This window comes from Streptomyces laurentii (genome assembly GCF_040635425.1).
Lineage (GTDB): Bacteria > Actinomycetota > Actinomycetes > Streptomycetales > Streptomycetaceae > Streptomyces > Streptomyces laurentii.
The window spans coordinates 1-12,405 of sequence record NZ_JBEYHT010000014.1; the positions used below are offsets into that span (position 1 = coordinate 1).

The 12,405-nt window shown below is 71.5% G+C and carries 14 protein-coding genes; 7 read left to right on the plus strand and 7 right to left on the minus strand.

Going from position 1 to position 12,405, the window contains the following annotated elements:
* Positions 1–119 precede the first annotated feature (119 nt).
* The 3 genes from ABZ693_RS11775 to ABZ693_RS11785 all read right to left on the minus strand — a co-directional run bounded on the left by ABZ693_RS11775 (position 120) and on the right by ABZ693_RS11785 (position 2,235).
* Positions 120–914 carry an electron transfer flavoprotein subunit beta/FixA family protein gene (locus ABZ693_RS11775; protein ID WP_359875696.1) on the minus strand — a complete coding sequence of 265 codons (795 nt, stop codon included), beginning with the start codon at positions 912–914 and terminating at the stop codon, positions 120–122.
* Between the two features lie 200 nt (positions 915–1,114).
* On the minus strand, positions 1,115–1,711 hold the full coding sequence (locus tag ABZ693_RS11780; RefSeq protein ID WP_359875697.1) for a flavin reductase family protein: 597 nt from the start codon (positions 1,709–1,711) through the stop codon (positions 1,115–1,117).
* Between the two features lie 212 nt (positions 1,712–1,923).
* The gene (locus ABZ693_RS11785; protein ID WP_359875698.1) at positions 1,924–2,235 is read right to left on the minus strand and encodes a TlpA family protein disulfide reductase; all 312 of its coding nucleotides are present in this window, start codon (positions 2,233–2,235) and stop codon (positions 1,924–1,926) included.
* A gap of 235 nt (positions 2,236–2,470) precedes the next feature.
* Between ABZ693_RS11785 and ABZ693_RS11790 the strand changes: the two genes are divergently transcribed.
* Both ABZ693_RS11790 and ABZ693_RS11795 read left to right on the plus strand, forming a co-directional pair.
* Positions 2,471–3,196, plus strand: coding sequence for a lysophospholipid acyltransferase family protein (locus ABZ693_RS11790; protein WP_359875699.1), 726 nt, complete (start codon positions 2,471–2,473; stop codon positions 3,194–3,196).
* A gap of 349 nt (positions 3,197–3,545) precedes the next feature.
* Positions 3,546–4,622, plus strand: coding sequence for a lytic polysaccharide monooxygenase (locus tag ABZ693_RS11795; RefSeq protein WP_359875793.1), 1,077 nt, complete (start codon positions 3,546–3,548; stop codon positions 4,620–4,622).
* Positions 4,623–4,708: 86 nt separating this feature from the next.
* Here ABZ693_RS11795 and ABZ693_RS11800 read toward each other — a convergent pair whose 3' ends face one another.
* From ABZ693_RS11800 to ABZ693_RS11810, 3 genes are all read right to left on the minus strand, one after another.
* Positions 4,709–5,788: a threonine aldolase family protein gene (locus ABZ693_RS11800; RefSeq protein WP_359875794.1), complete on the minus strand. Its 1,080-nt coding sequence runs from the start codon at positions 5,786–5,788 to the stop codon at positions 4,709–4,711.
* Positions 5,785–6,546 carry an SDR family NAD(P)-dependent oxidoreductase gene (locus tag ABZ693_RS11805; RefSeq protein ID WP_359875795.1) on the minus strand — a complete coding sequence of 254 codons (762 nt, stop codon included), beginning with the start codon at positions 6,544–6,546 and terminating at the stop codon, positions 5,785–5,787. The genes ABZ693_RS11800 and ABZ693_RS11805 overlap by 4 nt, the downstream gene beginning before the upstream one ends.
* 92 nt (positions 6,547–6,638) lie before the next feature.
* Positions 6,639–8,045: a DUF6421 family protein gene (locus ABZ693_RS11810; protein ID WP_359875700.1), complete on the minus strand. Its 1,407-nt coding sequence runs from the start codon at positions 8,043–8,045 to the stop codon at positions 6,639–6,641.
* A gap of 452 nt (positions 8,046–8,497) precedes the next feature.
* On the opposite strand from ABZ693_RS11810, the gene ABZ693_RS11815 reads away from it, so the two are divergent.
* Positions 8,498–9,181, plus strand: a complete 684-nt coding sequence (locus tag ABZ693_RS11815; RefSeq protein WP_359875701.1) for a glycerophosphodiester phosphodiesterase — start codon at positions 8,498–8,500, stop codon at positions 9,179–9,181.
* A gap of 108 nt (positions 9,182–9,289) precedes the next feature.
* Here ABZ693_RS11815 and ABZ693_RS11820 read toward each other — a convergent pair whose 3' ends face one another.
* On the minus strand, positions 9,290–9,841 hold the full coding sequence (locus ABZ693_RS11820; RefSeq protein ID WP_359875702.1) for a GNAT family N-acetyltransferase: 552 nt from the start codon (positions 9,839–9,841) through the stop codon (positions 9,290–9,292).
* Positions 9,842–10,010: 169 nt separating this feature from the next.
* Here ABZ693_RS11820 and ABZ693_RS11825 point away from each other — a divergent pair, with 169 nt between their 5' ends.
* The 4 genes from ABZ693_RS11825 (at position 10,011) to ABZ693_RS11840 (ending at position 12,403) form a co-directional block, all read left to right on the plus strand.
* A complete protein-coding gene (locus ABZ693_RS11825) occupies positions 10,011–10,730 on the plus strand; it encodes a DUF5134 domain-containing protein (protein WP_359875796.1) in 720 nt (239 codons plus the stop codon).
* A 124-nt stretch (positions 10,731–10,854) separates the two neighbouring features.
* Positions 10,855–11,793, plus strand: coding sequence for a M56 family metallopeptidase (locus ABZ693_RS11830; RefSeq protein ID WP_359875703.1), 939 nt, complete (start codon positions 10,855–10,857; stop codon positions 11,791–11,793).
* A gap of 89 nt (positions 11,794–11,882) precedes the next feature.
* On the plus strand, positions 11,883–12,137 hold the full coding sequence (locus tag ABZ693_RS11835; protein WP_359875704.1) for a hypothetical protein: 255 nt from the start codon (positions 11,883–11,885) through the stop codon (positions 12,135–12,137).
* On the plus strand, positions 12,134–12,403 hold the full coding sequence (locus ABZ693_RS11840) for a hypothetical protein (protein ID WP_359875705.1): 270 nt from the start codon (positions 12,134–12,136) through the stop codon (positions 12,401–12,403). The genes ABZ693_RS11835 and ABZ693_RS11840 overlap by 4 nt, the downstream gene beginning before the upstream one ends.
* Positions 12,404–12,405 lie beyond the last annotated feature (2 nt).

The window sequence follows — 12,405 nt, forward strand, 5'->3', positions numbered from 1 at the left end:
GGTGCGGTGCATCGCAAGGCGGAGAATCGCCCTCGTACTGGATGTACTTGGGTGATGCGACAACGCGGCGAGGTGCCGTGCCGGGCGTCGCGAGCCGGTGAACCTTTCCGGTCGCAGCACTAGATGAACTTCTGGCTCGCGAGGAACTCGGCGAGCTGCTTGCCGCCCTCGCCCTCGTCCGTGACGATCGTGCCCTTGGTGCGCGCGGGGCGCTCGTCGGCCGAGTCGACCTTGGTCCAGGCGGCCTCCAGGCCGACCTCGTCGGCGTCGATGCCGAGGTCGTCCAGGTCCAGGGACTTCACCGGCTTCTTCTTGGCGGCCATGATGCCCTTGAAGGACGGGTAGCGGGCCTCGCCCGACTGGTCCGTCACGGAGACGACGGCCGGCAGCGAGGCCTGCAGCTGCTCGGAGGCGGTGTCGCCGTCACGGCGGCCGGTGACCGTACCGTTGGGGCCGCCCTCGACCTTGACCTCGGAGAGCAGGGTGACCTGCGGGACGCCCAGGCGCTCGGCCAGGATCGCCGGGAGGACACCCATGGTGCCGTCGGTGGAGGCCATGCCGGCGATGACGATGTCGTAGCCGGTCTCCTCGATCGCCTTGGCGAGCACCAGCGAGGTGCCCATGACGTCGCTGCCGTGCAGGTCGTCGTCCTCGACGTGGACGGCCTTGTCGGCACCCATGGACAGTGCCTTGCGCAGGGCGTCCTTGGCGTCCTCGGGACCGACCGTGAGGACGGTGACCTCGGCCTCGTCCGCCTCCTCGGCGATCTGGAGCGCCTGCTCGACCGCGTACTCGTCGAGCTCCGAAAGGAGACCGTCGACGTCCTCACGGTCGACCGTCAGGTCGTCGGCGAACTTCCGGTCGCCAGTGGCGTCCGGCACGTACTTCACACAGACAACGATCCTCAAGCTCACGCCGGCTCTCCTACTGCATCGTCATAACTGGGCTGCGGTTGTTGCTCGCAGCATAGGCGCCTGAAGGGCGGGTTTCCGGTCGGGGCGGCTGACGCCCCTGCCGGAATATTACTCGTCAGTACAGCCAGTCCGTTACCCGTGAGCAAGCGCTCACCCCTGTGAGCTTGCCAACGCCTCCGGACCGGCCCGTACGGGAACTCTCAGTCACGCAGCGCGTTGAAGCGCCCCCGGTGGTACAGGAGCGGACGGCCCGCGCCGGCGGGGTCGCCGGCGACGGCCTCGGCGATGACGATCCGGTGGTCCCCGGCCGGGATCTTCGCCCGCACCCGGCACACCAGCCAGGCGAGCACGCCGTCGAGGACCGGGACGTCCTCGGGGCCGTGGTGCCAGCGGGTGGGCGGGGCGAACCGGTCGGCGCCGCCGCGGGCGAAGGTGGCGGCCAGCTCCCCCTGGTGCTCGCCGAGTATGTGGACGCCGATGTACTCGGCCTCGGCGAGGACGGGCCAGCTGGAGGAGCCCGTACCGGCGCCGAAGGAGATCAGCGGCGGTTCGGCGGCTACGGAGTTGACCGAGGTGGCGGTGAAGCCGACGGGCCGGCCGTCCCCGTACGCGGTGACGACCGCGACGCCGGCGGCGTGCCGACGGAAGACCGCCTTCAGCAGCTCCGGCGAGCCCGGCCACGGTGCGGCGGGGGCGCCGGGGACGTCACCGGCGCCCGCCGGGGCGGGGAGGTCGTCGGCCGCGGCACGGGGCTCGGGAGCCGTCGGAAGCGTACGGAGCTGGGACGAGACCGTCATGGAGTTGTCCTTCTGCGGGGTGGCGGGCAGGGGGGTGCGGGGCGTCGAGGGTGCGTCAGACTCGGACACCCGGACCACACGCACGCGCCGTGCGGACCGGGCCTTGCGGGGCCTGACCGGGAAGAAGGAGTTCCGGCAGCATGCCGTCAGCCTGACGATCGCCACCGTGCGCAGTCAAGCGCGCACCGGCATCTGGGAGATGCGTCACCGCGTCACACCGCCTGCCCGAGCGCGGCGATGACGTCGGCTTTACGGGGCTGTCCGGAGGCTCTGCGCACGATCCGGCCGGCCCGGTCGAGGACCAGCACCGTGGGCGTACGGACCACGCCGAGCGCGCGGACGAGCTCCAGGCGCTCCTCGGCGTCGATCTCGACGTGCGCGACGCCGTCGACCAGGGCGGCCACTTCGGCGAGGACGCGGCGGGTGGCACGACAGGGCTGACAGAAGGCCGTGGAGAACTCCACCAGGGTGGCCCGCTCCCCCAGCTCCGCGCCCAGCGTCGCCGCGTCCAGGAACCCGGTCATCTCCCCTGCCTCCACTCGTCGGTCCACAAGGAATGCAGCAGCCCGGGGCGCCGATCGATTCCCGCCACGGCCGACTTCGACCACCCGGAGTGACGAGAATCTCCCCTCACGACGGCGTCTGGACTGGTCAGGGGCTCTCACATAGGGCACGATCTGCCCAAAGCCGAAAACCTACGGCCGCGTAACTTCGCCGGGAGAACCCTCCCCGGGCACACACGTAAGGGGTTCCTCCCAGATGGCAGAACTCGTCTATCGACCGGTCATCGGCGCCGCACTCACCATGTTCAAGGCGCTGGACCTGAAGATCGACACCCAGGGGTCGCACCACATCCCCCGCCAGGGCGGGGCCGTGCTGGTCAGCAACCACATCAGCTATCTGGACTTCATCTTCACCGGCCTGGCCGCACTGCCGCAGAAGCGCCTGGTGCGCTTCATGGCGAAGGAGTCGGTTTTCCGCCACAAGGTGTCGGGGCCCCTCATGCGCGCCATGAAGCACATCCCGGTGGACCGCGCGCAGGGCGAGCACGCCTACGAGCACGCGCTGAAGGCGCTGCGCTCGGGCGAGATCGTCGGCGTGTTCCCGGAGGCCACGATCTCCCAGTCGTTCACGCTCAAGGGCTTCAAGTCGGGCGCGGCGCGGCTGGCGCAGGAGGCCGGGGTGCCGCTGATCCCGATGGCGCTGTGGGGCACCCAGCGCGTCTGGACCAAGGGCCGGCCGCGCAACTTCAAGCGGGACCACATCCCGGTGACGATCCGGGTCGGCGAGCCGGTGGAGGCGCCGGCCGACCAGTACGCGGGCGCCATCACCCGGCGGCTGCGCGAGCGGGTCCAGGAGCTGCTCGAGGCGGCGCAGCGCGCGTATCCCGTACGCCCCAAGGACGCGGCGGACACCTGGTGGATGCCGGCGCACCTCGGCGGCACGGCCCCGACGCCGGAGGAGCTGAAGGCCGCCGGCAAGTAGGCGCGCGGCAGCCCGGCTTCCGTGACATCCCGCGGACCCCCGACGCGACAGGCGTCGGGGGTCCGTCGTGTTTCGTGGAGTTTTCGGAGGCCGATCCGTTTACAGGGAATTGACGCAGCCCTATCGTCCGGAGTGGGAGCGCTCCCATCCATTCACGTATGTCATGCCCACGCCAGACTACGGCCTCCGCTCGTCCCGAGGGCCGCGCTCCGGCTCCTCGGCATGACCGGCGAAAGGTCAGCGATCCATGGTCAGACACACCACGTCCGGAGCCGGCACGGCCGGACGCGTCAAAGCCGGCCTCGCCAAGGCCGGGCATGTGAAAACGGCGGTGCTCGCCGCCGCGGCGATGCTGGTCTCGGCACTGGGCCTGCTCTTCCTCGGCCAGGGCTCCGCCGAGGCGCACGGCGTCGCGATGACACCGGGCTCCCGTACCTACCTCTGCATGAAGGACGCCATCACCGACACCGGCGCGGTCTCCCCGACCAACGCCGCCTGCGCGGCGGCCATCGCGCAGAGCGGCGCCTCGTCCCTCTACAACTGGTTCGCGGTGCTCGACTCCAACGCCGGCGGCCGGGGCCAGGGGTACGTCCCCGACGGCACGATCTGCAGCGCCGGCGACCGCTCCCCGTACGACTTCCGGGGCTACAACCTGGCCCGTTCCGACTGGCCCCGGACCCACCTGACCTCGGGCTCCACGATCCAGATGAACTACAGCAACTGGGCCGCCCACCCGGGCGACTTCCGGGTGTACATCACCCGCCAGGGCTGGTCCCCGACCGCCCAGCTGAAGTGGTCCGACCTGGAGCAGGTCCACACGGTCACCAACCCGCCGCAGACCGGCTCGCCCGGCACCGACGGCGGCCACTACTACTGGAACACCCCGCTGCCCTCCGGCCGGTCCGGTGACGCGCTGCTGTTCGTCCAGTGGGTGCGGTCGGACAGCAACGAGAACTTCTTCTCCTGCTCCGACATCGTCTTCGACGGCGGTCACGGCGAGGTGACCGGCATCCGCGGCAGCGGCACCACGCCGCCCACGAACCCGCCGACCACACCTCCCACCACCCCGCCCACCACACCCCCGACCACGCCTCCGACCACTCCCCCGGCCGGGGACGGCAGCTGCATGGCGCAGTACAAGATCGTCGGCTCCTGGGGCGGCGGTTTCCAGGGCGAGGTCGAGGTCATGAACCACGGCACCAGCCCCCTGACCGGCTGGCGCGTCGGCTGGACCCCGGGCAGCGGCACCACGCTCACCAGCGTCTGGAACGGCACCCTGGGCGGCGGCTCGAACGGCGCGGTCACCGTGTCCAACGCCGCCTACAACGGCACCGTCCCCGCGAACGGATCCACCACCTTCGGCTTCACGGCCGACTCGACCGGCAACAACCTCCCGGTCGGATCCGTGTCCTGCACCGTCTCCTAGGCCGGCGCGCACAGGACACGGAAAGCGGCCGGAGGGAAAGTCGGCGACTTTCCCTCCGGCCGCACGTCCGTACAGCCGCCGAGTGGCTAGCGGGACATCTCTTCCTTCAGCGCCTGGAGGAACGCGTCGACGTCGTCCTCCGTCGTGTCGAAGGAGCACATCCAGCGCACGTCGCCGGCCGCCTCGTCCCAGAAGTAGAAGCGGAAGCGCTGCTGGAGCCGCCGGCTGACCTCGTGCGGCAGCCGCGCGAAGACCGCGTTGGCCTGCACCGGGTAGAGGATCTCCACCCCGTCCACGCCCTGGACGCCGTCCGCGAGGCGCCGGGCCATCGCGTTGGCGTGGCGGGCGTTGCGCAGCCACAGGTCCTTGGCGAGCAGCGCCTCCAGCTGCACCGACACGAAGCGCATCTTCGACGCGAGCTGCATGGACAGCTTGCGCAGGTGCTTCATGTGGCTGACGGCGTCCGGGTTGAGGACGACGACGGCCTCGCCGAAGAGCATGCCGTTCTTGGTACCGCCGTACGACAGGACGTCGACGCCCACCGCGTTGGTGAACGCCCGCATCGGGACGTCGAGCGAGGCCGCCGCGTTGGCTATCCGGGCGCCGTCGAGGTGGACCTTCATGCCCTTGGCGTGGGAGTGGTCCACGATGGCGCGGATCTCCTCGACCGTGTACACGGTGCCCAGCTCGGTGTTCTGGGTGATCGAGACGACCTGGGGCATGGCCCGGTGCTCGTCCTCCCAGCCCCAGGCCTGCCGGTCGATCAGCTCGGGGGTGAGCTTGCCGTCCGGGGTGGGCACGGTGAGCAGCTTGAGGCCGCCCATCCGCTCCGGGGCACCGCCCTCGTCCACGTTGATGTGCGCGGACTCGGCGCAGATCACCGCGCCCCAGCGGTCGGTGAGCGCCTGCAGGGCGGTCACGTTCGCGCCGGTCCCGTTGAAGACCGGGAACGCTTCGGCCGTGGGGCCGAAGTGGCTGTGCATGATCCGCTGGAGGTGCTCGGTGTACTGGTCCTCGCCGTAGGAGACCTGGTGGCCTCCGTTGGCGAGCGCGATGGCCGCGAGGATCTCCGGATGCGCTCCGGCGTAGTTGTCGCTGGCGAAGCCCCGGACCGACGGGTCGTGGTGACGACGGGCGTCGGTCCTGGGGCCCAGGGCCGCGGTCACGGCTTGGGGGTCAGCCACAGGCGCTGTCCATTCACTTCCTGTGCGGGCTGGTCCCAGAGTCCGGCGATGGCCTCGGCCAGGTCCTTGACGTCCGTGAAGCCCGCGAACTTCGCATTCGGGCGCTCGGCGCGCATCGCGTCGTGCACCAATGCCTTGATCACCAGGATGGCAGCAGCCGCCTGCGGGCCGTCGTCGCCCCCCAGCTTGCGGAAGGAGTCCGCCATGGCGAGGGTCCACGCCTCGGCGGCGGCCTTGCCGGCGTTGTACGCGGCGTTGTTGGCCACCGGCTTGTGCGCGCCCGACTGGCTGATCAGCACGTACCGGCCGCGGCCGTCGCCGCGCAGCAGCGCGTCGTGGAAGGCGAGCGAGGTGTGCTGGACCGTACGGACCAGGAGCTTCTCCAGGAAGTCCCAGTCCTTGAGGTCGGTGTCGGTGAAGGTCTTGCTGCCGCGCCAGCCGCCCACGAGGTGGACCAGGCCGTCGATCCGGCCGAACTCCTTCTCGGTCTTCTCCGCCCACTCGCGGGTGGCGCCGAGGTCGAGGAGGTCGACGGTGTCGCCGGTGACCGTGGCGCCGCCGTGCGCGTAGCGGGCGGCGTCGACCGCCTCCGCCAGGCGCTCCGGGTCGGCGTCGGCCGCGACGACGGTGGCGCCCGCCTCGGCCAGGCGCAGGAGGGCGGCCCGGCCCGCGGGGCCGGCCGCGCCCGCGACCGCGATGACGGCTCCGTCCAGGTTGCCGCCGTTCCCGTTGCCGATCATGGTCGTCTCCTCCTGCTCCGTCGCCTGTGCGGGCACGGTCGCCCCGGGGGCGGGGGCCGGACCGGCCCCCGCCGTCGTACCTGCCGTGTCGGTCACGCGGCGGCCTTGTCGGCCTGCGTGGTCCCTGCACGGCGAATGCCCTCGGTCGAGGCGATCACGCCCTTGAGCTTCTTGGCAAGGGCCTCATAAAACATGCTGAGCGGAAACTCGTCCGCAAGCACGTCGTCGACGAGCTTGCGCGGCGGCAGCGACAGGTCGAGGGCGTCGGGACCCTTGGCCCAGGTGGAGCCCGGGTGCGGGGCGAGGTAGGTGGAGACCAGCTCGTACGCCTTGAACCAGTGGACGAGCTTCGGACGGTCGATGCCGTCGCGGTACAGCTTCTCGATCTCGCCGCACAGCTGGTTGGTGATCTCGGGAGCGCGATCCCAGTCGATCTTCAGCTTGTTGTCGGTCCAGCGCACCACGTCGTGCTTGTGGAGGTACGCGAAGAGCAGCTGGCCGCCGAGACCGTCGTAGTTGCGGGTGCGGTCGCCGGAGACCGGGAAGCGGAACATCCGGTCGAACAGCACCGCGTACTGCATGTCACGGCCGTGCGGGTTGCCCTCGGCGTCGAGCTTCACGGCCTCCTTGAAGGCGGTGAGGTCGCAGCGCAGCTCCTCCAGGCCGTACATCCAGAACGGCTGGCGCTGCTTGATCATGAAGGGGTCGAACGGCAGGTCGCCGTGGCTGTGGGTGCGGTCGTGGACCATGTCCCACAGGACGAACGCCTTCTCACAGCGCTCCTGGTCCTGGACCATCGCGGCGATGTCCTCGGGCAGCTCGATGCCGAGGATGTCGACGGAGGCCTCGGTGACCTTGCGGAAGCGGGCCGCCTCGCGGTCGCAGAAGATGCCGCCCCAGGTGAAGCTCGCGGGGGCCTCGCGGACCGCGACGGTCTCAGGGAAGAGCACCGCCGAGTGCGTGTCGTAGCCGCCGGTGAAGTCCTCGAAGGTGATGCCGCAGAACAGCGGGTTGTCGTAGCGGGTCGCCTCCAGCTCGGAGAGCCACTCCGGCCACACCATGCGCAGCACGACCGCTTCGAGGTTGCGGTTCGGGTTGCCGTTCTGGGTGTACATCGGGAAGACGACGAGGTGCTGGCGGCCGTCCAGGCGCTCGGCGGCCGGCTGGAAGGCGAGCAGCGCGTCCAGGAAGTCGGGCACCTCGAAGCCGCCCTCGGCCCACGTACGCAGGTCGGCGACGAGCGCGCGGTGGTACGCGGCGTCGTGCGGGAGCAGCGGGGAGAGCCGCTCGATCGCGGCGACGATGCGCTCCACGGTCTGCCCGGCGTACGCACGGGACGGCGCGCCCTCGGCCTCGAAGTCGATGGAGCCGTCCGCGCTCTGCCAGGGGCGGAGCTCCTCCACGGCATTCTTGAGCTCGGGCCAGGCAGGGTGCTCGATCACACGAGCGTCGGCGGATATCCCCCCACCGGTCACATCCTGCACAAGAATTTCCGTCATGCCACTTCCTCCACAGGAGAACCTTTCGTACAGCCACCGTAACCATGGGCAGTTCGCCCCCACAAGAGGAGCGAGAGAAATTGTCCTGCGGACCCCGGGGTGGAACCGCGAATTTTCCTGTCGAGGTGGGGTAGGGGGCTGAGGAATACGTCCTTCCTTCGCCAACTCCCTGTTGCGGCCCCGCGATCGGGGCGGGCCGGAAGCGGCCGGGACGGAAGGCATCAGGCAGGTACAGGACGGTGCGGGAGGGTGCAAGCCGGGGCCTTACGGGGCGAGCCCTGCCCGTACGGGGCAAGCCGGGGTCGTCCGGGTTTCCACGGGGCAGGACGGGGCGAGTCCGGCCGGTCCGGGCGAAGCGGGTCGGTCCGGGCGAAGCGGGTCGGAGGCGGTCGGCCGGGCCCGGGTGGGGCAGGCTGACCGGGCCGGATGCCGTCGAAGGAAGCGAGAAGGTCTTGAGTCTGCTCACCATCGGTCACCGCGGGGTCATGGGCGTGGCGCCCGAGAACACCCTGCGTTCCTTCGTCCACGCCGAGAAGGCGGGCCTGGACGTCATCGAGCTCGACCTCCATCTGAGCGAGGACGGCGCGCTCGTCGTCATGCACGACGCCACCGTCGACCGCACGACGGACGGCACCGGGCCGATCTCCGGCAAGACCCTCGCGGAGCTGCGCACGCTCGACGCGGGCGACGGCGAACGGGTACCCGTCTTCGAAGAGGTCCTGGACGCGATCACGGCGCCGATCCAGGCCGAGATCAAGGACGTCCACGCGGCCCGGGCCCTGGCGTCCGTGCTCGACGAGCGGGATCTGACCCGGCGGGTGCAGGTGATCTCGTTCCACGACGAGGCCCTGGCGGAGGTACGCGAGCTGGTGCCGGGCGTACGCACCGCGCTCGTCGCCGACGAGCGGCAGGCCGACGTGGTGGAGCGCGCCCTCGTGGTGGGTGCGACGGCGCTGGTGCTCAATATCCGCCGGCTCACCCTGGACACCGTCGAGCGGGCGCACGCGGCGGGCCTGTGGGTGGGTGGCTGGGTGGTCAACACCCGGGAGGAGCTGCGGCTCGCACGGGCTCTGGGGCTCGACGGGGCGACGACGGACCGGCCGGAGATCCGGCTGACGGAGCACCCGGCGGACTGAGCGGGGCGGACCTGGGGATGCGCGGAGGCCCGAGCCGGGAGGGCTCGGGCCTGCGGGGCGGGGATGACGCCTGCGAGGCGGGCGTGCGGGCCGCCTGCGGGCATCGGGTCAGACGAGGTCCTTGACCAGGAGCTCGAACGCCAGGTCGTCGCGCTGGGGGACGCCGAAGCGCTCGTCGCCGTACGGGAAGGGGGTCATCTCGCCCGTACGTCGGTAGCCGCGCCGCTCGTACCAGGCGATCAGTTCCTCGCGGACGGAGATCACCGTCATGTGCATCTCGCGCACGTCCCACAGCTCGCGGACGCGGCGCTCGGCCTCCTCGATGATCTGCCGGCCGAGACCCTCGCCCTGGAACTGCGGGCGGACCGCGAACATGCCGAAGTAGGCGATGTCGCCGCGGTGTTCCAGCTGGCAGCAGGCGACGAGCTCGCCGTCCCGCTCGACCGTCATCAGCCGGCTGCCGGGGGCTGTGATGACCTCCCGGACGCCCTCCGGGTCGGTGCGCTGCCCGTGGAGCATGTCCGCCTCGCTGGTCCAGCCGGTCCGGCTGGAGTCGCCTCGATAGGCGGACTCGACGAGCGGTACCAGGGCCGGGACGTCGTCGAGGACGGCGTCACGATAGGTGAGCGGGGCGGTGTGCCGGGGTGCGGCGGTGTCCATGGTGGTGCGGTCTCCCCTCGGGCGGTGCGGATCGCTGGACGCGATCGGTCCGAGCCTAGCGCGCGCCCCGCACACCCCCCTCGTACATCCGTGCGCCCGCGTGGGCCCGGCGGGGCCGGGCATGGACCCGGAGGGGACGGGCGAGGACGGGCCGGAGGGGGTGGGCGGCGTGCACGGACCGACGGTGTCCGGGTGGCTGCTGGTCGTGCTGTGCGGGGCGAGCGGGGTCTACTGCCTGGCGCGGATGGCACGGATGACGCGGCTCTCCCGGGGGCGGGACGGGCACCCGGCGCGGGAACCGGCCGAGGCCGGGAGCGAGGCCCTGATGGGCTTCGGGATGGCGGCGATGGCGCTGCCCGCGGCCGTGCTCACCCCGCCGGCGTGGAGCTGGGCGGTGTACGCGGTGGTCTTCGGGCTGACGGCACTGTACGGGCTCGCGGCCGTGGCGTGGTGGGGCGGGACGCGCCGCCGACGCGACCGGCACGGCGGGTACGGCACGTACGGCGGCGGCTCCGGCCGGTTCTACGGTCACCATCTGCACCATCTGGTCGGGTCGTTGGCGATGGTCTACATGGCGGTGGCGATGGCCCCGGCCGCGGGAGCGGGCGCGCAGGGGGGCCACGGGGGGCATGGCGGGGGCCACGGCGACATGGCCGCCGTCGGCGGCATACCTCTGCTCACCGGCGTCCTGCTCGTGTACTTCGCCGGGTACGCGCTGCTTTCTGGCACGCGGCTGGTGCCGGTGCCAGTGGCGGCGCCGGCGGGCGGGGGCGGGGCAGGATCCGGGACGTTCGGGGCCGGAGGGTCCGGGTCCGGGGTCGCGGAGCTGATGCGGGTGTGCCGGCTGACGATGTCGCTCGCGATGCTGGCGATGCTCGTCGCCCTGTGAATCGCTCTGTGAATCGCTCTGCGAACCCCCGGGGACGCCCCTATCGGGCAACCAAACCGTGGCGTACGTCACTTGGCCCGCACGGGCATACCCCGGCGCGGTACCCCGCTTCTAGGCTGGCGGCATGTCGGTCTCCCTCACCCTGCTCGCGCTCGGCATCCTGACCGCCGCCGTCGCGCCACGCCTGCTGGCACGAGCCGACTGGGTGGAACGAGAACCGGTGGTCGCGCTGTGGGTGTGGCAATGCGTGGTGGCGGCGGTGCTGGTGAGCTTCGCGCTGTCGATGACCTTCAGCGCGGCGGCGGCCTGGAAGGCCGTCCGCGGTCAGGTGTTCGCGCCCGCGCCGAACGCGGTGGTCGAGGCCTACGAACTCGGCACCGGCCGGTCGTGGTCGGCGGCGCTCGCCGTACTGCTCGCGGCGGGCGGACTGTGGAGCGGGGCGATGCTGGGCCGGGAGATCGGCCGGGCACGCGCGCGCCGTAAGCAGCGCCGAGGCGAACTCCTGCTGCGGGCACCTCTGTTGCCGGGCGAGAAGCCGTCCGGCAGCGCCCGCCTGGTGGTGCTGGAGGGTGAGCGTCCGGGGGCCTGGTCGCTGCCGGGCGGGACGCCGCGCCTGGTCGTCACCACGGCCGCGCTGCGCCGGCTCAAGGGCCGTCAGCTCGACGCCGTACTCGCGCACGAGCAGGGTCACGCCCGGGCCCGGCACGACTGGCTGCTGCACTGCGCGACCGCGCTCGCGGCGGGCTTCCCGGGAGTGCCGGTGTTCGCGGCCTTCCGGGGCGAGATGCACCGCCTGGTGGAACTGGCGGCGGACGACGTGGCGTCCCGCCGGTTCGGCCGGCTGACGATCGCCCTCGCCCTGGTGGAACTCAACGAGGACCGGGGCGTTTTCGGCCCCGGCCAGGCCCCGGACGCCGACCTCCCCCAGCGCGTCAACCGCCTCCTCACCGCCACCCCGCGCCTGACGGCGGCCCGCCGGCTGCGCCTCACGGCCGCGGCGGCCATGGTCCCGGTGGTCCCGATCCTGATCGCGTTCGTTCCGGCTCTCCGGGCGCTCGGTTAGGGCGTTCTCCGCCTTCCGTCCGCGTCGCGGGGCGGGGACGAGGACCGCCTCGGACCGGTCTGTCGAGAGTCCGTCCGAGTCGGGTGGTGGTGACCCGCACCATCGGCCTGGCCTCGGCCGCGTGTCCCTTCTTCTGCTGCGTGATCCACTTCGTTCGGGGGATCATGAACTTCACGCGTTGTCGCAGACCGCTGCCGCGCATGCCCTTGGCCGTCACGACGCTCGTCGCCGGAGTCCCGGTCCTGTTGATCGGCAGCTTCGTCTCCGCGGTGTCCGGCGGCTCGGTCAAGGAGGTGGAGACCGCTTCGGCTCCCGGCCGCGACGACCGCGCCGGCTGGTCGTGACGCTGGGACACGATCTCGACCCCATCTGGTGCGTCGGCCTCCGCCAGGGGAACCCGCCGCTGGAACGCCAGTGGGCCGTCGGCTGCTTCAACGGCGACTCCGAGGACAGTTCACTCCGCGAGACCGTGTGGACGGCCCCCGACCGGATCCGCATGACCACCCGGGGAGGAATGGTCCACGAGGTGACCATCACCCCAGGCGGCCGGCCCGACCGGTCCGTCCGTGTCGGCCAGAATCCGAGCCGACTTGCTCCCCGCCCGCCGTGAAC